A 21,279-nucleotide genomic window follows, 5' to 3' on the forward strand; every position below is an offset into this window, starting at 1 on the left:
ACAAGGCTCAATTAATTTCCAAAATTATATCTAAGTGTAATCCCCGATCTTATAGTTGTTTGCGGGAAAGCGGTAGAAACAGCGTATTCAGAGAAATTATGCTCATAATAAAATATGGCTGTTAAGTTGCTGGAAATGGCATAATCTGTAGTAAAATTAAGGCGCCAAATATCCTGCCCGGCAATCACCTGGCTGGTTTCCAAATCAAGGTACCTAATAATACTTTTATTCCTTCTAAAAGAAACATCAGCTTTAAAGTTAAGGTCGCTGCTTAAAATTCTATTTCGCCCACCAAGGCCAGTTGCGATTTTTAGATCCTTTATTCTGTAGCCTGCGCCAAAAATATATTCATTTCCGGTAGTTTCAGTAAGCAGGTTATTATCAAAGCTTAAAGAAAGCATTCGGTCTTTCCTAACTTCGGCCAACAATTGAATGGCATTTTTAGTTTCCAGGTCTAACCGAAATAATGGTGTAAACAATTCAGTTAAAACAATATTTGAATACAACATAGGGCTTTTAAAATCCCCTGCCTGGTTAGTATCAAATTCGTTATCCGGGTCATAATCTAAATTGGTTTGAAACTGGTTAATAGTATGATTGGATTGGTAACCGTGATTTATTGAAAACCTTCTAAATTTATCCCTAAACCAACCAATACGCATTAACCCGGTATACTTTAGATTCCAATTTGGCAAAGGCATATCCCTAAATGCACCTAATTTAACATCTTCAGGATCTTTACCCGCGTAAGCTGAAACAAAAGCAGGAAGCAAAACAGCCTGGCTTTTTTTTCCTATTCCCTTTGGAAAACCATCTTCATCTACATCGTTAGGATCTAAACCACGTTCCCTGGCTATTCTTCTTGCAATGGTCAAACGATTTTCCCTAAAGTTTTCAAATGTTGCTGAAGATTGCTCGTTAGATTGATTGAATGCAGTTTTTATAAGAATTGTAGAAATATTAAAGTTCCCATAATTATATGGTGTTAAGGGAATATATTCAAGCGTAGTTGGATTTACCCTATAATTTTCTGAATAATTTTCTGAATAATTCCTACTCGCACTAACATCTACAGTAAGGTCTGGGATAATATCAAGGGAAGCCTGCACATCTAATTGCTCGCTCTTTAAAGTAGAATACTGCTGATTAAAATTTTGGAATAAGGTTAACCAACCTCTTCTAGCAGCATTGTATCTAATTTCGTCCTGCCAACCAAAAGCAAAACCGGCACTGGGTCGTAAAGTTCCCATAAAGCCAACACTAGGGGTATAGCCGGGAAGAAAAGTACCTTCATTTTGCCTATAGTTTATTTGCAACCTACTTAACACCGTTACAAAATCTACAAAAGTATTAAAGCCTTTACTTGTTTTTTTAACCACTTCAGCATTCTGCCCGGCCTGTCTATCTTGAGGCGCCCCATCTAAAGTAGGCACACCTGCACTACGCTGCTTTATGGTCTTGTTACCCCTGCCTTCTTTCTTTTCAAGCCCTAAATAAGAATACAAAGACTCCATATCAAGATTGGCATTTATTTGATGGGAACTCGAGTTTTGCACACTATTCCCTATATCAGGAATATTTTCCAGGTTTTCGTAAATACGGGAACCACGTTGCCATTGAAAATCACCCGTATAGGAGTATGTTGCATTTATAAAATCCAGTACCGGAATTTTATCAAAAGGAAGGTCATAATTTACCTGTAAATTTTGGTAATGTAAATCTGGAGTACCTATGCTGAAAAAATTATCCCAAACCCCAATAGTGTTATCGGCAAAACCTTCTTCGTCTATGTAGTTTCTAACAATTCTATTATTTGAGGCATTAAAAGCAAAATTTAATGAATTTGTAAGGTTGTAGTTTATACCATACTCCCAGTTAAACAAATAATTTCGCTGGTAAAGGGTAGGAATTCCTAAATCTTCATCTGAAAGCTCCAGCGATCTAAATTTCTGCTCGTTGTACTGTCTTAAAATGGTAGAACTTGCATTTATGTTAGACGGCAATAAATTCACATTAAAATCTTTTACCAAAGAATAATAATCGCTACTATCTAATGCCGAAATATTTTTAAAAGGCTCTAATTGTTTAGGCTCGAAGTTAAACTCGTAAGTAGCCCCTGCACGTACATTCTGACTTAAAGATTCTTCTATTTCAAAATCCCTGTGATCTACCTGATTGTAAGAAGTTGTAAAAGCAAAGTTTTCAATATCATAGGGCATAGGCTTTGCTTCGCCCGTACGTTCTTTTCGCAAGCCAATAACATTTATACTTTGGCGTTTTGTATAGGTTTGAGATTGTTTTTTTACGCGCTCTCTTTCTGCTGGATCTACAATATCGGCCAGGCGGGTTTCCAATTCTAAATCCAAAAATTCCTGATCAAATTTTGGTGTAACCAGCTCCTCGCCCCTACTGTAATTAAAAGGAATTTTAACTCCCCATTTTTCCGGAAGCAATTGGCCAACATTAATATTGGTAACAACATCGTACTGCTGCGAATTTTCCCTGCTTCGCTGATTTGGCCCCTGCTCTATGGTTCCAAAGCCTACGGTGCTTTTTCTACCCGTAGCGGCCAGCGTTGCAAAATCGGCCAGGTTTGTATCCATATTAATTATGGTTGCCCAGCCTCCTTCATTATCAAGATCTGAAAGCCTTAACTCATTAAACCAAACTTCTCCACACAAATCCTGTACCCCACTGGTCGGCGTCCCATTTTTTAGTCCTAACATTAGCACCCTAACATTTCCAAAACTAGGATTTCCTTTTATACCTAGACGAAGCTTATCCATTTCATACGGATCTTCTTCATCTACCAGCTCCAGGCTTTCTGAAAAGAAGTTTAATTTGCCGGCATTTAAAGCAGGGTCGCCAAGCACACTGGTTTTTACACGTTGCAATAAATCTAAAGGCAATTCCATTCTATTACCTTCAGGCCAAATTTCTTCGGCTGTCGTGGCTCCAAAAACAGTAGGGCTTAAAGGCACTTCAATCTGATAGTAATTATCGGTAAAATCGGTTCCCATTCTAATAAAAGCAACCAATTGGCCGTCCTTTAAAGGCGTCTTGTTCGGTAAAGATTCGGCGTGCAAAAACATTTCCAGTTTTTTATATTGCCGCATATCCAGCTGAAAGTTCTTATAGACCGCCCTGGAATCTTGTGGCTCTAGATCACAAACCCTAAGGGAAAGAGATTGTTCATTTTGCCTAATATTAGTATTATTCTCAAAAAGTTCTTCTCTAATCACCCCCGGAGGCAACACATAAGGTATGGGCTCCCGGTTTTCATTTTCTTCAATATTTACCGCTGAAACTTCAAAAAGGGTATTCTGATTTTCAGGAAGTACACTTCTATCCCTCAAACCACGATTATACCGTCTATAGTCTCCACGCACCAGCTCCATAGTTCCAAAACGCAATAAGGTCTTCTCTTCAAACCCACTAAGGAACATTCTCATAAACCGTATAGACCTATAATCTGCAATTCCCCCTTTAGCATCTGTTGGCTCGTATATTGGTATTTTAAACTGAAGCCAGCGCACGGGTAGTTCGTTTCCATTTCTAAGGGTAGTAGTAAGTTCTTTTTCGTCGGTTATATATTGATTATTTTCAACACCCATACCTGGAAAAAATGGTATTTCATACTCAAAATAACTATCTATGGTATTCATCGTGTTATCACGATTTACATCTTCTGTAGTAGGCAAAGTGGTGTTTCCCCTATTGGTATTCCCAACTTCCGGCGGTGAATTTCCGTCGGGACCATTATACCTTTTGTAACGGCTAACAATATCTCCAGTGGTATTTAAAAAATACTCGTAGTTATCGACTGCAGGATCAGGGAAATTACTAAACTCAGGAAATTTCGCGGCTTCCTGTTCATCTGAAAGCCCATCGTAACCTACATCCTGATTTCGACGCTCTTCGCCTTCAGTATTAAACGCATAGATTAAAGATTGGTCTGCAGGAACTTTGGCCACCTGTGTTTCTATGGTATTCTCCGATCCACCACTGGCCGGCAAGCCATTTTCAAATTGCTTTCTACCATCTTTTAAAACATCTTCAGAAATATTCCCTAAATTAAAATTGATAGTTCCGCCAGAATTGCCATTATTTTCAGCATAAATATAAGGGTCCATCACCCAAAACTCTATAAACTCAACATTGCTCTGCTCAAAATTCGTGATGTTTATTCCACGCATTATTCCTCCAAAATTTTGAGAAGGATTTGGCAAGTCTCCCTGTGTTGCCAGGGGATTAAAATTGTAAGGACCACGCTCGGTTGGGAAATAAGCCAGGTCCATAGTATATACCACCTGGGGTTGCCCCTGCACTACATCGGTATTTGGGAATATCTCACTGAGTGCTACCCTTCTTGTGGCGTAATTTGAAATATCGTTATCTGTAATTCCGTCTGGCCGTCTACTGCTATAAAATATAGGATCTATGGTATACCAGGCCAAACTTGCACGTCTATAGCCTACCTTAGCATCGCCATTAGCTAGTTCGCCACCAAAACCAAGGGGCACACTACTTAACTCCCAGCTAAGGGGAGAGCTAATATCTATGGTAGTTTGTGAAGCTTCAAAATCGTCTATATAAGTTGTCGCCTCTCCCTGAAAGTCGTTAACTGCGGGTGCTCCTGGTTGCAGGTATGCAAACTCCCCGGTAACAGAAAAATTAGAGGGGACATCGGTATCTACATTTGGCAATTTATTCACCAGCCTGGTAAACAAAGGAACTTCAGTAGAATAATTTATATTGAAACCAAAAATAGAATTGTTTATAGGCTCATAACTATAATTCGCTTTTTGGGTAAGTGGCCGTTCTTTTAGATTTAAAAACGTTGCTCCTACCAAAAAATTTTCATTAAACTGATGTTCTACATTTATACCTGTAAAACGTTTGGTTTGTTGCCCAAACAAAGCATTATTTTCGGTATTTACCTGAATAGGAATATCTGAAGCCAATAAAGCCTCATCCAGAATTTGCACTCTTCCCAACTCGTAATTTACCACATAATCTACCCCTTCCTGCAAGACCCTTCCACCTGCAGTTACGGTAACCGATCCGGGCGGAAGATTAAAACCAATTGGTATTCCTTCAACTTCCCCCGATTTATACCTCCCTTTTAACTGAAATTTATTTTTATCGGCATCTTCCTGCTCAGCCTGAGTCTTTGTGGTTCGGTATAAAGACCTAAAAACATATTTTTGCTGGTTAGCATTCCAGGTTTCGGGAATATTATAATCTTCGGTTCCGGAGTTTGGCGAATTATCTAATTTATCAAACAAATGTTTCCCAAAAGGTTCTACCGTAGTAAAAATAATATTCCCACTTTGTGGATCTATTGTTAAACCGGGCACATAATCAAAGAAACCATCGCCACCGTTTATGGGGTCGTTGTTATTATTAAGTTTATCTAAATTAAACACACGAAGCAAAGACGTTTCGGTGACATCTTCCGGGAGGGCCACTGCTCCATCTCCTGCAGGCTTTATATAATTTAAAGGCTGCGGATCTGTATACAGAATATTCAACCTAAAATCGTCCCGCTCTAACTGATACGCACCAAGACTATAAATATTCTTCATCATTAAATCCCACACTGGCTCATCTACATTGGTAATGGTGCTTTTAAGCATTTTTACCACAAGGTTTTGGTTTACCCGTTGGTTTGCACCGGGCTCGCCACCCGGGTTTTGTGCAGGATTATTATCTCCCGTGGCATTTACCCCGTCGTTAGCAAACTCCCCTACCTGATAAACTTCACCATTTACAGTATATTGGAATGCAACCGCTAGAATTTCGTCGTTGCTTAATCTCTGATTTAAAGATATGTATCCTAATTGAGGATTTAAGTTATATTCATTAGGTTGTAATTGCCGTGCATTTTCCAGTTTTACGTAATCCAAACCTTCTGAAACCTGCACCCCTCCAAAGCCATTATCTACCGTAGCCACATCGCGAATAGCCGGAGTTAAAACCGATTGGGCCGAACCATCTATCCCAAAAGGATTGAAATCGTTATTGGCATTATCTGGAAAGCTTCCAGCCGGTTGGTTAAAAAATCCGGCAGGCACGTTGTTAAGTCCGATGTTTCCGGAGATATTGGTTTCTCCAAGATCTTGAATCCCTACAATATTTCGGGTATCGGTAAGGTTTTGAACATTATTGGTTCGATTAGTTACCCAAACCTGAACTCTTTTAATTTGAATATTTGCGTTGATAAACGGATAATCTTTGAGGGCTTCATCATAATGATCCCTAAAATAATGAGCGAGGAAGAAGTGTCTATCCTGATCGTAATCCAGGGCAAATTTTTCAAATTCTTCCACGGCAGCACCCCCTTCAACATTTACAGTACGACGCTCTGATTTTTGTTCAGAAAACACCCCCGTAATCCTGGTTTTCCCAAACTGCAATTCGGTTTTAAACCCAAATAAACTTTGTGCACCCTGCATTAAAGCATTGTTGAGCGGCATATTCACATTACCTACTTCTATCTTTCGCACTATATCATCTTCAGTAGGAGTATATTCAAGTTTTAATTGATTTTGAAAATCGAAGGTAGACTGAGTATCATAATTAGCAGTAATTTGCAAACGCTCCCCAACCTGCCCTAAAAGACTAAGGCTTATTCTCTGATCAAAATCAAAAGTGAGATTACTTCTATTTCTTGGGGAAAAAGCCGGGTTATCCTGTTTGGTATAAAGCAACCCGAGATCCATTTCTACGGTTCCCTGCGGAACAATATTAATTTCTGAACCCCCAAAAATACTTTCAAAGAAGTTATTGTTAACATAAAAATCGGGCAATAAATCTCGTTGTATTTCTTCGGAACCTTCTTTTCGACCTGCTTGCGCATCTATCTTCTGCTTAAAATAATTGCGCATTTCTTCATCCAGCACAAGATTTTCATACTCCTGAGGAGTTAAAATAAGCGGAATTGAAAGATCTATATCCCCTAATTTTTCCCGGTAAATATAACGGTCCAGAATAGGATCGTATTCATAAAAAGATGAAATAAGCTGTGAATCTGGCAGGGAAATTTCACTAAGAGTGTACCCCGTGTCAGTTGTATCCTGAGGGGTTTCTTGTGCATTGGAACTCAATGAAATTATCAATGACAACAACAAGCTGAGTCTAACCGAAGTTGACAATTTCAAGTAATTGTACCTCAATTCTTTACAGATTTTTTAAAGCCATTTTTATAATAGATTCTACGGTAGGGGCTTGAGAATCTTTCATGATTTTATCTACTACCCTGGTAGCCTGCTTTCTCGCAAAGCCCAGAGTCTCTAATGCAGATAACGCTTCTTCTTTTATTGTATTGTCCTGAGGAACAAAAACTTCGTCTTCCCCATAGACTTTTAATATTTTGTCTTTTAAATCTAAAATCACCCTTTGAGCAGTTTTAGCACCAATCCCCTTAACACTTTGTATAGTAGGCACATTGGCGTTAGCAATCGCTTCTTTTACCTGATTAGGCTCTAAAGAAGACAACATTGTTCTTGCCGTACTGGTACCTACTCCCGAAACCGATATTAATAACCTAAAAATATCCCGCTCTGATTTTTGATAAAAACCATATAACGTGTGGGAATCTTCCTTTACATGCAAATGGGTGTAAATACTTATATTTTCGGAATCTGGAATTAGCGAAAAGGTATGTAAGGATATATGCACCATATACCCGACACCATTGCATTCAATAACTAAGTAGGTAGGATTCTTCTCTATTAATTGCCCCTTAAGATGATGAATCATATAATTTTAACTTAAGGATTCAAATGTAGTAAATAAAAGTTAAGCCCGAAACCTTTGTCCCGGGCTTAAATGCTATATTTCCACCTTATTTTACTCGATAATCGAGATTTATCCCTATAATTAAATTATCGGGACTCCGTGACTTGTCACGAAACACAAAAATTCTTCCTATTTATTACTTCGTTGACTCCCCACGAGGTTATTTACTTTTTTTGTTTCTTTTCCTTTTCCTGAGCATCTACAACCGTAATGGCCGTCATATTTACAATCTCTTCTACACTCGCCCCAAGTTGAAGAATATGTACCGGCCTGCGCATTCCCATCATAATTGGGCCAATAGAATCTACGTCATTCAACTCTTTTATAAGCTTATAAGTACTATTGGCAGAATCCAGGTTTGGATATATTAAAGTGTTTACCTTTTTTCCGGCCAATTTTGAAAATGGAAATTTATTCTGAAGCATTTCACGATTAAGTGCAAAATCTGCCTGTAATTCTCCATCTACATTTAAGTCTGGTTGGTAACGATGTAGGTAAGCAACAGCATCTTTTACTTTAACAGCATGAGGATCTTTGGATGAACCAAAGTTTGCATAAGACATCATGGCTACCACCGGCTCTATCCCAAACAATTTTACTGTTCTGGCCGTCATTTGTGCAATTTTAGCAAGGTCTTTTGCAGGAGGATCTATGTTAATAGAAGTATCACTAATAAAAAGTGGACCTCGAGAGGTGTTCATAATATTGGTAGCCGCCACTCGAGTTACACCGGGAGCCATTCCAATAAGCTCAAGCATAGGTTTTACAACTGTTGGGTAGGCTCTTGAATAACCAGAAAGCAAGCCATCGGCATCTCCTTCGTTAACCATCATGGCTGCAAAGTAGTTGCGCTCACGCATTAATTTTTCAGCATCATACAAGGTAACCCCACTTCTACTCCTTGATTTCCAATATACCTTTGCGTATGCTTTTCGCTGATTTTCCTGATCATCAGCCTTAGGATCTATAATAAGAACATCTTCATTGAAGTCTATTTCTTGCATCAATTCTTTAATCACCTCACGTCGGCCCAGTAAAATAGGAATAGCGATTCCTTCATCCTGAACTATTTGCGCTGCCTTTAGTACATCTAAATGATCGGCTTCCGCAAAAACAATTCGTTTAGGGTTCATTTTAGCCCGATTAAGCAATAACCTGGTAATTTTATTATCACTGCCCATTCTTTCAAGTAGCTCTTCTTCATAGCGCTCCCAGTCATGAATGGGTTCTTTTGCCACCCCACTTTCCATTGCTGCTTTCGCAACGGCCGGCGGTACTTTAGCAATTAATCTTGGATCAAAAGGTTTGGGAATAATATAATCTGAACCAAAATTAAGCCTGGTTTCACCATAAGCAATATTTACCTGTTCCGGCACAGCTTCTTTGGCCAGCTCGGCCAGAGCTTTTACCGCAGCCATCTTCATCTCCTCATTTATTTTAGTAGCCCTAACATCTAAAGCTCCACGGAATATAAAAGGAAAGCCAAGTACGTTGTTCACCTGGTTTGGATGGTCACTTCTTCCCGTGGCCATAATAATGTCCTTACGCGTATCCATAGCCAATTGATAATCTATCTCCGGGTTCGGATTTGCCATGGCAAAAACAATAGGACGTTTTGCCATGCTTTTTAGCATTTCGGGAGAAACAATATTGGCAATAGAAAGGCCTACAAAAACATCGGCACCCTTCATGGCCTCTTCAAGTGTGTCTATTTTTCTGGAAGTTGCAAATTCCATTTTTTCTTCAGAAAGTCCCGGACGGTCTTTTCTAATTACGCCTTTGCTGTCTGTCATTACAATATTCTCTGCTTTCGCTCCAAAGGCTTTATAGAGTTTTGTACAGGAAACCGCTGCTGCACCGGCACCACTTATCACGATTTTTGCTTTTTCTATCTTTTTCTTAGACAGCTCTAGTGCATTAAGCAAGGCTGCAGCCGAAATAATGGCTGTTCCATGCTGATCGTCGTGCATTACGGGAATATCAAGTTCTGCCTTTAATCTTTGTTCAATTTCAAAAGCTTCAGGAGCTTTGATATCTTCAAGGTTAATACCACCAAATGTAGGTGCAATGTTTTTTACGGTTTCTATAAACTTATCTACATCTTTGGTATCTACTTCAATATCAAAAACATCTATATCTGCAAAGATTTTAAAGAGCAAACCTTTTCCTTCCATAACCGGCTTAGATGCCTCAGGGCCAATATCACCAAGACCCAAAACCGCAGTCCCGTTAGAAATTACTGCAACAAGGTTGCCTTTTGTGGTATATTTATAAGCATTTTCTTTATCCTTTTCTATCTCGAGACAGGGCTCTGCAACTCCGGGTGAATAAGCCAGGGACAAATCTCTTTGGGTGGCGTACTTCTTGGTTGGTTTAACTTCTATTTTTCCTGGTTTTGGCTTGGCGTGATACACCAAAGCCTCTCTTCTTTTTCTAGGATTATTACTCATAATTTATTTTTTCTGCTAATTACAAAGGTAGTAAGCTTAGCTTCAATATTGTGTTTCTTAAGACAAAAGAAAAATAAATTTAGAAGAAAAGCCCCCAACTTAATTTTTTATGAAAAATCAATAATTGAAAACTGGTTTCTGTAAAATTATATGCGAAAAATAAAAGTTTTTAAATACCAGGTTAAATTCCAAAAACTAAGAATTAGCCTTTTAAGTACTGAATATTTCTCTTTAGACCTTCAAATTTTGTTCGTTTAACAGCTGATTTCCTGAAAATCTCATTAAAGGTTTCTTTGGTTAATTCTTCCCAGCCCTTTTTATCTTTTTCCAGCAATTGGGGGTGTGGGTTAAACAAAGGTTCGTTATGAGGTTTTGAGAATCTATTCCAGGGGCAAACATCCTGGCAAATATCGCAGCCAAACATCCAATCTTCAAACTGGTTTTTATAAGAATTGGGCAATTCGTCTTTAAGCTCTATGGTAAAATAAGAAATACATTTGCTGCCATCTACCTTATAAGGGGCTACAATAGCATCAGTAGGGCAGGCATCTATACAGGCGGTGCAACTTCCGCAATGATCGGTAACCGGGGTATCGTATTCCAACTCAAGATCTACAATAAGTTCTGCGATAAAATAAAAAGAACCTGTTTGTTTAGAGAGTAAGTTAGAGTGCTTTCCTATCCAGCCCAATCCGCTTTTGGCCGCCCATACCTTATCCATAACCGGGGCAGAATCTACAAAAGCCCTTCCGTCTACCTCTCCTATTTTATCCCGGATAAACTGTAAAAGTTGCTTAAGCTTATCTTTAATCACAAAATGATAATCTCTACCGTAAGCATATTTACTAATTTTATAAGAACCTTCTTTTTGTTTTTCCTCAGGATAATAATTAAGCAGTAACGAAATAACACTCTTAGACCCCTCCACAAGTTTGGTGGGATCCAGGCGCTTATCAAAGTTATTCTCCATCCAGCGCATTTCACCATGCCGATTTTCATTCAGGAATTCTTCTAAGCGCGGTGCTTCTTTTTCTAAAAATTCTGCTTTAGAAATCCCGCAAGATAAAAATCCGAGGCGTTTGGCCTCCTCTTTAATTAAACTCGTGTATTTAGAGCTATTTTGAATCAAATTTATCGGGATAAAAACTTTAAGAATGCATTTTTAGGCTTAAGTGTAATTAATGGTTGTATTTCAATTTCAGAAGTTTTGGGCTCAATCTTATAGCGAGAGATCAGTTCTGCAATTGCAATAATCATCTCGAACATAGCAAAATTATTTCCGATACATTTCCTGGGTCCGGCACCGAAAGGAAAGTATTGGGAGGAATATTTTCTCCCTCCTTCAGCAAAGCGTTCCGGTTTAAATTCATCTGGATGTTCCCATAGGTCTGGATGGCGATGAACCTCGTAAAGGGAGAACAACAAATTTGAACCGGGTTCGAAATATTTTCTTTCGAATTTATCTTCTTCCAGGTTAACACGATCTATAAAATATGCCGGCGGATATAGTCTCATAGACTCTTCAATCACCTGCTGAATAATCTCGCATTTGCCTACATAGCTCATTAAATCCAGATCCTGTTTCTTTAAGGCAGATATTTCTTCGTAGATTTTCTCCTGCCATATAGGATTAAATGCAAGCAATTGGGTGGTAAAGCTTAGGGCATTGGAGGTAGTCTCGTGACCGGCCGTAAAAAGAATCAGTATCTCATCGATAAGCTGTTCTTCGTCCATGTAATTACCATCATCATATTTTGCGTCCAACAGCATGTCTAAAAGATCGTCATATCCTTCTTTTGAATTCCTTCTTTCCTGAACAATTTTACTTAGAATGCTCCGGGCTTCAGCGGTAAGCTTAAGATAACCATTTATCTTCCCGCTTGCTTTAAACCACCATCCCAAATAGGGTTGTCGTAGTTCTTTTACAAGCATTTTTTGAGTTTCCTCGGTAATGTATTGAAGTCTATTGATTTCATTCTGATTGGCAGCACTACTAAACAAAGATTTGACCACAGTTTGAAAAGCAAGGTCATTAAAAACAGGAAAAATATCCAGTTCTTTATTTACTGTTATCTTTTCATATTCCAGTAATATTGCCTGTTTTATAGAATCAAGCAGATTGGCAAGTTGCTTTTTATGAAAAGCAGGTTGAATTAATTTTCGCTGTTTTTTCCAATGCTCCCCTTCTGAGGTAAGCAATCCTTTCCCAACATATTTAACCAGATCCTTAGTTTGGATCTCAGATTTTACGAAATTCTTCTGATTCTTTTGAAGTACATATTCCACCAGTCCGGCATCTCTGGAAAATATTACCGATTTTCTGAATCCTATGTTCAATCGAAAAGTATCTCCTTTCTCTTTAAAATTATTATGATGAAACGGCAAAGGATTCTTTAAAATATTCGTAGAATGTTTCAGGAATTTCAGAAGAGAAACTTCAGGTATTTTGGCAGAATCTTTCATAAGTTTTGTTTAAAAAAGTCCGCCCTGAATATCTCCTTTTGTCCTTCCCAAATGTTTATATGCTGCCTGGGTAACTTCCCGTCCTCTTGGAGTTCTATATATAAATCCCTGTTGAATTAGAAAAGGTTCATAAACTTCTTCAATGGTTTCTGCACTTTCACTTACAGCGGTAGCCAAAGTGGTTAAACCTACAGGACCTCCTTTAAATTTATCGATAATAGTTTCCAGGATTTTGTTGTCCATTTCGTCCAAGCCGTGTGCATCTACATTTAAAGCCTTAAGCCCATATTTTGCAATCTCCATATCTATTTTGCCATTACCTTTAATTTGCGCAAAATCCCTAACCCTTCTAAGTAAAGCATTAGCAATTCTAGGAGTACCCCTACTTCTTCCGGCAATTTCTATTGCAGCCTCAAGGTTAATAGGCACCCGAAGAATTTCTGCACTACGTTGTACAATATCTGAAAGTAACTCGGTTGAATAATATTGTAAGCGACTGGAAATACCAAAACGCGCTCGCATAGGTGCGGTAAGCAAACCCGAACGGGTAGTAGCACCAATAAGGGTAAATGGGTTTAAATTAATTTGTACGGTTCTGGCATTAGGCCCGGATTCTATCATAATATCTATTCGGTAATCTTCCATTGCCGAATAGAGGTATTCTTCTACCACCGGACTTAACCTATGAATCTCATCTATAAATAAAATATCCCTATCCTCCAGATTGGTAAGCAAACCGGCCAGATCTCCGGGTTTATCCAAAACAGGACCCGAAGTTACTTTTATCCCCACACCAAGTTCACTGGAAAGGATATGAGCTAAAGTGGTTTTACCAAGACCGGGTGGCCCATGAAAAAGGGTATGATCTAAAGCTTCTTCTCTTTGATTTGCCGCCTGTACAAATACTTTGAGATTCTCCAAAACCTGATCCTGGCCTGCAAAATCATCAAAGCTAAGGGGGCGCAAGGCTCTCTCTATATCAAACTCTTCGGGCGTGAAATTCTCTCCGGAAGGATCAAGGTTTTCATTCATAAATCATTAAAGTTATATCGCTATTTATTCAGCAAAGATAATTAAAATACCTTGGAGGAGTTTCAATAGAGGTCGTTCTATAAGCAAGGCTTCAAACAGGCCTAAAAACGAAAAACCTCTCGTGAAACGGAGAGGTTTTTTATTGATATTCTATTAAGTTCAGTGGTTCAACTCTTCCTCATGATCCTGAAGTGGAACCGTTTGAGGAACAAAATCCTGACCAGGAATTACATAATCTGTTCCATCAAGATTCATCTTACTATAGTCATAAGACCAACGATAAACCGAAGGAATTGCACCAGGCCAGTTTCCGTGAATATGCTCTACCGGAGTAGTCCATTCCAAAGTAGTGGCATTCCAAGGGTTTTGTGTAGCCTTCTTACCAAAGAAAATAGAGCTAAAGAAGTTATATAAAAATACAACCTGTATCCCTGCAGTTATAATTGCGAAAATGGTAATAATAACATTTACATCTGCAAGGTCATCGAAGTATGGAAATGCCGTGTTTGTATAATAACGTCTTGGTAAACCTGCAAGGCCTATAAAATGCATCGGGAAAAACACACCATAAGCACCTACAGCCGTAATCCAAAAGTGAACATAGCCCAGATTTTTATTCATCATTCTACCAAACATTTTTGGGAACCAATGATAAACACCCGCTAAAAGTCCATAGATCGCAGATATACCCATTACCAGGTGGAAGTGAGCAATTACGAAGTAAGTATCGTGAACGTTAATATCTAATGTTGAATCTCCTAAAATGATACCTGTTAAACCACCGGTAATAAATGTTGATACAAAACCAATTGAGAACAACATAGCGGGGTTCATTTGCAAGTTACCTTTCCAGAGAGTGGTAATCCAGTTAAATGCTTTTACTGCAGAAGGAATAGCAATTAATAGGGTTGTAAATGTAAATACAGAACCTAAGAACGGGTTCATTCCCGAAACGAACATATGGTGCCCCCATACAATTGTTGAAAGGAATGCAATTGCCAAAATAGAAGCAACCATGGCACGGTAACCAAAAATTGGTTTACGTGCATTTGTAGCCATAACTTCAGAGACAATACCCATTGCAGGTAAAATTACAATATACACTTCGGGGTGACCAAGGAACCAGAATAAATGCTCAAACAAAACTGGCGAACCTCCCTGGTGACTCAATACTTCACCCTGAATATAAATATCACTAAGAAAGAAAGAAGTACCAAAACTTCTATCCATAATAAGTAAAAGTGCTGCAGAAAGTAAAACCGGGAATGAAACTACTCCAATAATAGCAGTAATAAAAAACGCCCAAATAGTAAGCGGCAGCCTCATCATAGACATCCCTTTAGTTCTAAGGTTCAATACAGTAACAATGTAGTTAAGCGAACCTAAAAGCGATGAAGCAATAAAAATAGCCATTGAAATCAACCAAAGGGTCATACCCATTCCGGAACCTCCAATAGCCTGTGGCAAGGCACTTAGTGGCGGATATATTGTCCAACCGGCAGAAGCAGGACCAGACTCTATAAACAATGAGCTAATCATAATTACACAAGAAATAAAGAACAACCAATAAGAAAGCATGTTCATAAATCCTGAAGCCATATCCCTTGCACCAATTTGAAGCGGAATAAGCAAGTTACTAAAGGTACCACTCAAACCAGCAGTTAACACGAAGAAAACCATAATGGTTCCGTGTATAGTAACCAATGCAAGGTAAATTGAAGGAGTCATAACCCCTTCAGGAGCCCATTTATCGCCTAAAAGCCACTCAAAAATCATAAACGACTGCTCTGGCCAGGCTATTTGCAAACGGAAAAGTACGGACATCATAATCCCTACAATACCCATTAAAATACCTGTTATAAGATATTGCTTGGCAATCATCTTATGGTCTGTACTAAATATGTATTTAGTAATAAAAGTTTCTTTATGATGATGTCCGTGATCTTCGTGGTGATCGTGAGCCGGTGCTGTTGCTATTGCTGACATATCTAAATTATATTCTTTTTAGTTCTGTTATTCTTGTGATTCCATAACGGTAGCAAACTCATCCTGTTCGCTTAACCATTGGTTATATTCTTCTTCGCTTTCTACTACAATCTTCATTTGCATATTATAGTGTGCGTCCCCGCAAATCTTATTACAAAGCAAGAAGTAATCGAATTCATATGAGTCCAATGGTGCTTCGCCTTCAGCCATTAAAGCTTCGCTATTCTCTTTTCTTATCTCATTAATGGTTTTAACCTTATCTACCATATACTCTGAGTTTCTCATTTCTTCGGTAGTAATATCCGGGGTAAAGGCAAATTGTGTCACCATTCCGGGAACAACGTTCATTTGCGCCCTAAAATGTGGGAAGTAAGCAGAGTGCAATACATCTTGCGACCTAAATTTAAAAAGAACCTTCTTTCCTACAGGAAGGTGAAGCTCTGTAGTTATCTTATCATCATCTGCATAGCTATCGTTCACATTAAGACCAACCGTATTTATACCCTCGATAAAGCGAACATTGGCCTCTCCAAGCGTATTGTCTTCACCTGCATATCTAGCCTGCCAGCTAAATTGCTTTGCATATATTTCAATTACAATAGGGTCTTCATCTTCCCCAATATTCATAATATCACTCCAGGTAAAAAGACCATAAATAATTAAACCTGCAAGGGTAATTACCGGAATAATGGTCCAAATAAATTCCAGTTTGTCGTTATCGGCAAAGAACAGCGCTCGATTGCCCTTTTTTCCTTGATATTTATAAGCGAACCAATGCAGTAATGCCTGTGTAATTACCTGCACTACCATAATGAGCCCAATAGATATAAACATTAAAGTATCTACCTCATTACCATGTTCAGAGGCCGATTCAGGAAGATATAATTTACTCCAGTGCCAAAAACTATATGCCATCCCAATATAAAGGAATATCATAAACCAAAGCATAAGCTTTGCTTGCTGCCTATTATCATTATCATTAGCTATCGCCGAACTTTCGGCACCAGGGCCTTTGGAAAGCTCAAAAATCTTAGACATTTGCCAACCGGTAACGGCCAATAGGGCTAGTACAATTATTACTAAAAATACGGTCATTTTATAATTTCTTCTTTAAACAATCTTTTATTAATAATGGAAATGTTCACTTTCCTTAATATATGGGTTACGTTTAGCCAGCAATGGAGCTTTGGTAAGCGCATTAAAGATTACAAAAGTAAACAATCCTCCAAAGAAAAACACTGCACTAATTTCAGGCAAACCTATAAACCAGGATTCTCCCACCGTTGCCGGCATTACCATTGTAAAAACATCTAAATAATGTCCAACAAGTATAATAATACCCGTCATTACAACAAACCAGTTCATTCTCTTGAAATCGCTGTTCATTAATACTAATAGTGGAAAAAGAAAGTTTAAAGCTACCATACCAAAGAAAGGCAAGCTATAGTTCTCAATTCTACTAATAAAGTACACTACTTCTTCAGGAATATTAGAGTACCAGATAAGCATAAATTGTGAAAACCAAAGGTAAGTCCAGAAAATACTTATTCCGAACATAAATTTAGCTAAATCGTGAATATGACTATTATTCACAAAAGGCAGATAGCCTCTAGACTTAAGGTAAATACTAACCAAAGCAATAACAGTAATTCCAGAAACAAACATACTTGAGAATACATACCATCCAAATAAAGTACTAAACCAGTGCGGATCTAAACTCATAATCCAGTCCCAGCTCATCATAGATTCAGAAACAAGGAAGAAAACAAGAAATCCTGCAGAAAGTTTGAAGTTCTTTTTGAAGTAAGCATTATCTGTAGCTTCATCAAGCTTTCGTGAATTTTTAACAAGAAAATGTCTAAACAAAAACCAACCTCCAAGGAATATAGCAGCTCTTATAAGAAAGAAAGGTACATTTAGGTAAGCCGTTTTGTTCTGAATAATTTCGTCGTGTGCCACTACTTCCGGATCCATCCAAACGAATAAATGGTTTAAGTGGAAACCTGAAAGTGCCAAAAGAACAAACATAATAATACCACCAGGAACAATATAAGCTGAGATAGCTTCCATTACCCTAAACAATACCGGAGACCAACCTGCTTGTGAAGCATACTGCAAGGCATAAAATGCCAGGGCCCCCAATGAGATCATAAAGAAAAAGAAAGCAGCTACATAAACAGCGGCCCAGGGTTTATTTTGCAATTGATGCAACTTATGCTCCAAATGTTCTGCATCGTGTGAACCGGCAGCGTGCGCATCATTTACCATACCTTGCTCGGCATCAGCAAAATTTGCTTCAGCTTCTTCATGGTGAGATGTTTCACCGTGATGCCCTTCAGCGGCTATTATTTCCTTAACATCATCCAAATTTGATGGCGCCTGTAGAAACCCAATTACAAGTCCAATAGCACCAACAATCATAAAAATAATTGCTGTTAATTTTAATTTACTGGATAGCGTATACATATTTATAGATCTAAATGCTTTGTTCTTAATTATTGTTTTCTTCCTCTACGGTTAGTGCAGCTCCTTCTCCCTGAGCTTCCTGTGCATTTTGCTGTGCTCTATCTACCTCTACTGGATTTGCTTCAGCAACCGAGGCTTCTTTTACTTCTTCAAACGGGATTTCCTCGCCACCTTCCAGCTCATTTTTTAAGTTCATTACATAATGGGTAATCTTCCAACGTTCCTCTTCACTGGTTTGTACAGCATAAGAACCCATAGAGTTTAATCCGTAGTAAATTACATGATAAACACTTCCTTCTGTAATGGCACGTCCTACATCATCATACGAAGGAACCCCAAGAATTTTTTCACGTTCTGTTAAAATTCCTTTACCGTCACCATTATCCCCGTGGCATACGGCACAATAAATAGTGTATAACGCCTTCCCTTCGTTAAGGTTATCTTCAGTATATGGAAGAGGATTATTTAGGTTGGCTTTAGCATTAGCCAGTCCTTCTGGTGAATCCTCATAATCATAAGGCATCCATCCCCTTGGAATAGTTCCCTCTACCGGAAGTTTGGCTTCCTGGCCATTTTCAAAAATATCATACTCTCCATAAGTCTCGTATCCTACCGGCTTGTACATATCTGGCATGTATTGATAATTAGGTTTGTCGCTATCTGCACAAGACATAACAACTCCTCCCACTAAGAACAATACTATCGCTTTATAGAACAAATTTTTCATTCTGTCTATTTATTATCTATTAATTTAATTTCTGCAGCCCCGGTATCATAAAGAAATTTAGTTAATTCCTCTACATTGTTATTTGCAACATCAACTTCCATTAGGAACATATCATCAGTTGTTCTAACGTCTGGGTTCTCTGCTTTTTTAAATGGCCAAAGTTTACTTCTCATATAAAAAGTAATCACCATAAGGTGTGCTGCAAAAAACACAGTAAGCTCAAACATAATCGGTACGAAGGCAGGTAAATTTTCTAAAAAACTAAAACTAGGTTTTCCTCCAATATCCTGAGGCCAATCCTCTATCATTATAAAATTCATCATAGCAATCGATACCGCAAAACCTACAAGCCCGTAAAGGAAAGAGGTAATTGCCAATCGTGTAGGTGCCAACCCCATGGCTTTATCCAAACCGTGAACGGGCATTGGGGTGTAAATTTCACCAATATGATAACGAGCTTCTCTCACCTGCTTCACACCTTGTAAAAGCAAGTCATCATCATTATAAATAGCGTGTATAACTTTTGATGCCATCTTAATTACTTATTTTTTAGTTCAGTTGCCTGTGCTACCCAGTCTCCTCTCATAGAAGCATTAGGGAAGTTCTCTATTACTTCATCAAGCAATTCAAAATCGTCTTTGGCAAGTTTACTTACCTGAACATAGGTATAAAGCCCCAATTGATGCAAACGCTGTTCAAGGAAAGGACCTACTGCTTTTAGTTTTTGTAAGTTATCTGCAGTTTGATTCTCAGGATTAAAAGAGCCTGTTCTACCTAACATTGCATCTATTCTGTCTTTTTGTACTTCAGTAAGTACTAAAGCATCAGCATTCACGGTATCATTATGCTCAGTATTACCTTCTGCATTAGGCGAATCGCCATTTTCAATTTTCTTATCAAGCTTGGTAGCGATATTTTTCTTAGGCTCCCCAATATTAACCGGCGTATAGTGCTTTACATCGTCTCCGTGCTCAGCTCTTAGTTTCTTATACTTATCTCCGGAAGATTTAAGTATGGTTTTAACCTCTGCTTGCGCAATAACCGGGAAAGATCTTGCATACAAAAGAAACAACACAAAAAAGAATCCTATTGTTCCAATAAAAATACCAATATCAACAAAAGTTGGAGAGAACATTGTCCAGGAAGATGGAAGGTAATCACGATGTAGTGAAGTAACAATAATCACAAAACGCTCAAACCACATTCCAATATTCACAACAATAGAGATAAAAAACGAGAACATGATACTGGTTCGCAATTTCTTAAACCACATAAACTGTGGAGAAAATACATTACAGGTCATCATGGCCCAATATGCCCATGCATAAGGTCCGGTTGCCCTGTTAAGAAAAGCATATTGTTCATATTCTACACCAGAGTACCAGGCTATAACCAGCTCTGTAATATAAGCTACCCCAACAATAGAACCCGTAATCATAATTACAATGTTCATCAATTCAATATGTTGTACGGTAATATAGTCTTCAAGATTAGATACCTTTCTCATTATTATAAGAAGAGTATTCACCATAGCAAACCCGGAGAATACCGCTCCTGCAACGAAATAAGGAGGAAAGATAGTGGTATGCCAACCAGGAATTACCGATGTAGCAAAGTCAAAAGATACAATAGTATGCACCGAAAGTACTAAAGGCGTCGCCAAACCGGCAAGAACCAAAGAAACTTCCTCAAAACGCTGCCAATCTTTTGCACGTCCACTCCATCCAAAACTTAAAATCCCGTAGATCTTCTTATTGAAAGGAGTAATTGCACGGTCACGAATCATTGCGAAATCAGGTAGCAACCCTGTCCACCAGAAAACTAACGAAACAGAAAGATAGGTTGAAATAGCAAATACATCCCAAAGCAGGGGTGAGTTAAAGTTCACCCACAATGAACCAAATTGATTTGGAATTGGAAGTACCCAATAAGCCAACCAGGGTCTCCCCATGTGAATTAAAGGGAACAAACCGGCCTGCATCACAGAGAAGATAGTCATCGCCTCTGCAGAACGGTTAATTGCCATTCTCCATTTTTGCCTAAACAACAATAGTACAGCAGAGATTAGCGTACCGGCGTGACCAATACCTACCCACCAAACAAAGTTAGTAATATCCCAGGCCCAGCCAACAGTTTTGTTAAGTCCCCAGGTTCCAATACCTGTGGAAATAGTATAAATTATACAACCTACACCCCAAAGAAAGGCAATAAGGGCAATTGAAAAGACAATCCACCAGGATTTATTCGCCCTTCCTTCTACCGGTGCCGCCACATCCACAGTAACATCGTGGTAGGTCTTATCCCCGGTAACTAAAGGCTTTCGTATAGGTGCTTCGTAATGAGACATATCCT

Annotated in this window: 12 protein-coding genes; all 12 read right to left on the bottom strand. The window is 38.5% G+C overall.

Annotated features, from left to right (window positions below; translation table 11 throughout):
• Window positions 1-11: 11 nt before the first annotated feature.
• The 12 genes from sov to nrfD all read right to left on the bottom strand — a co-directional run bounded on the left by sov (window position 12) and on the right by nrfD (window position 21,274).
• Window positions 12-7,157, bottom strand: a complete 7,146-nt coding sequence (gene sov, locus I6U50_RS04410) for a T9SS outer membrane translocon Sov/SprA (protein WP_449619073.1) — start codon at window positions 7,155-7,157, stop codon at window positions 12-14.
• A 25-nt stretch (window positions 7,158-7,182) separates the two neighbouring features.
• A complete protein-coding gene (gene ruvA / locus I6U50_RS04415) occupies window positions 7,183-7,764 on the bottom strand; it encodes a Holliday junction branch migration protein RuvA (protein ID WP_193711383.1) in 582 nt (193 codons plus the stop codon).
• 203 nt (window positions 7,765-7,967) lie between these two features.
• Window positions 7,968-10,253 carry an NADP-dependent malic enzyme gene (locus I6U50_RS04420; RefSeq protein ID WP_198637990.1) on the bottom strand — a complete coding sequence of 762 codons (2,286 nt, stop codon included), beginning with the start codon at window positions 10,251-10,253 and terminating at the stop codon, window positions 7,968-7,970.
• Window positions 10,254-10,455: 202 nt separating this feature from the next.
• Window positions 10,456-11,382, bottom strand: a complete 927-nt coding sequence (queG, locus tag I6U50_RS04425; RefSeq protein WP_232805877.1) for a tRNA epoxyqueuosine(34) reductase QueG — start codon at window positions 11,380-11,382, stop codon at window positions 10,456-10,458.
• A 2-nt stretch (window positions 11,383-11,384) separates the two neighbouring features.
• Entirely contained in the window at window positions 11,385-12,716 is a 1,332-nt protein-coding gene (locus tag I6U50_RS04430; RefSeq protein ID WP_198637991.1) for a cytochrome P450, read from the bottom strand.
• A 9-nt stretch (window positions 12,717-12,725) separates the two neighbouring features.
• On the bottom strand, window positions 12,726-13,748 hold the full coding sequence (gene ruvB, locus I6U50_RS04435; RefSeq protein WP_198637992.1) for a Holliday junction branch migration DNA helicase RuvB: 1,023 nt from the start codon (window positions 13,746-13,748) through the stop codon (window positions 12,726-12,728).
• A 159-nt stretch (window positions 13,749-13,907) separates the two neighbouring features.
• Window positions 13,908-15,734 carry a cytochrome c oxidase subunit I gene (locus tag I6U50_RS04440; RefSeq protein ID WP_193711387.1) on the bottom strand — a complete coding sequence of 609 codons (1,827 nt, stop codon included), beginning with the start codon at window positions 15,732-15,734 and terminating at the stop codon, window positions 13,908-13,910.
• A 27-nt stretch (window positions 15,735-15,761) separates the two neighbouring features.
• A complete protein-coding gene (locus I6U50_RS04445) occupies window positions 15,762-16,829 on the bottom strand; it encodes a cytochrome c oxidase subunit II (RefSeq protein ID WP_193711388.1) in 1,068 nt (355 codons plus the stop codon).
• Between the two features lie 30 nt (window positions 16,830-16,859).
• Window positions 16,860-18,200 carry a quinol:cytochrome C oxidoreductase gene (locus I6U50_RS04450; protein ID WP_198637993.1) on the bottom strand — a complete coding sequence of 447 codons (1,341 nt, stop codon included), beginning with the start codon at window positions 18,198-18,200 and terminating at the stop codon, window positions 16,860-16,862.
• A gap of 25 nt (window positions 18,201-18,225) precedes the next feature.
• Window positions 18,226-18,927 carry a c-type cytochrome gene (locus tag I6U50_RS04455; RefSeq protein WP_193711390.1) on the bottom strand — a complete coding sequence of 234 codons (702 nt, stop codon included), beginning with the start codon at window positions 18,925-18,927 and terminating at the stop codon, window positions 18,226-18,228.
• 5 nt (window positions 18,928-18,932) lie between these two features.
• Complete coding sequence (locus I6U50_RS04460) at window positions 18,933-19,460, bottom strand: DUF3341 domain-containing protein (RefSeq protein ID WP_193711391.1); 528 nt, start codon at window positions 19,458-19,460, stop codon at window positions 18,933-18,935.
• 5 nt (window positions 19,461-19,465) lie between these two features.
• Complete coding sequence (nrfD, locus tag I6U50_RS04465; protein ID WP_198628610.1) at window positions 19,466-21,274, bottom strand: NrfD/PsrC family molybdoenzyme membrane anchor subunit; 1,809 nt, start codon at window positions 21,272-21,274, stop codon at window positions 19,466-19,468.
• Window positions 21,275-21,279 lie beyond the last annotated feature (5 nt).

Origin of the sequence: Salegentibacter maritimus (assembly GCF_016236975.1) — a bacterium.
Lineage (GTDB): Bacteria > Bacteroidota > Bacteroidia > Flavobacteriales > Flavobacteriaceae > Salegentibacter > Salegentibacter maritimus.

Excerpts from the sequence above, each read along its gene's own strand:
- ruvA (WP_193711383.1), bottom strand. The coding sequence starts at position 7,764 with ATGATTCATCATCTTAAGGGGCAATTAATAGAGAAGAATCCTACCTAC.
- I6U50_RS04420 (WP_198637990.1), bottom strand. The coding sequence starts at position 10,253 with ATGAGTAATAATCCTAGAAAAAGAAGAGAGGCTTTGGTGTATCACGCC.
- I6U50_RS04430 (WP_198637991.1), bottom strand. The coding sequence starts at position 12,716 with ATGAAAGATTCTGCCAAAATACCTGAAGTTTCTCTTCTGAAATTCCTG.
- ruvB (WP_198637992.1), bottom strand. The coding sequence starts at position 13,748 with ATGAATGAAAACCTTGATCCTTCCGGAGAGAATTTCACGCCCGAAGAG.
- I6U50_RS04440 (WP_193711387.1), bottom strand. The coding sequence starts at position 15,734 with ATGTCAGCAATAGCAACAGCACCGGCTCACGATCACCACGAAGATCAC.
- I6U50_RS04445 (WP_193711388.1), bottom strand. The coding sequence starts at position 16,829 with ATGACCGTATTTTTAGTAATAATTGTACTAGCCCTATTGGCCGTTACC.
- I6U50_RS04450 (WP_198637993.1), bottom strand. The coding sequence starts at position 18,200 with ATGTATACGCTATCCAGTAAATTAAAATTAACAGCAATTATTTTTATG.
- I6U50_RS04455 (WP_193711390.1), bottom strand. The coding sequence starts at position 18,927 with ATGAAAAATTTGTTCTATAAAGCGATAGTATTGTTCTTAGTGGGAGGA.
- I6U50_RS04460 (WP_193711391.1), bottom strand. The coding sequence starts at position 19,460 with ATGGCATCAAAAGTTATACACGCTATTTATAATGATGATGACTTGCTT.
- nrfD (WP_198628610.1), bottom strand. The coding sequence starts at position 21,274 with ATGTCTCATTACGAAGCACCTATACGAAAGCCTTTAGTTACCGGGGAT.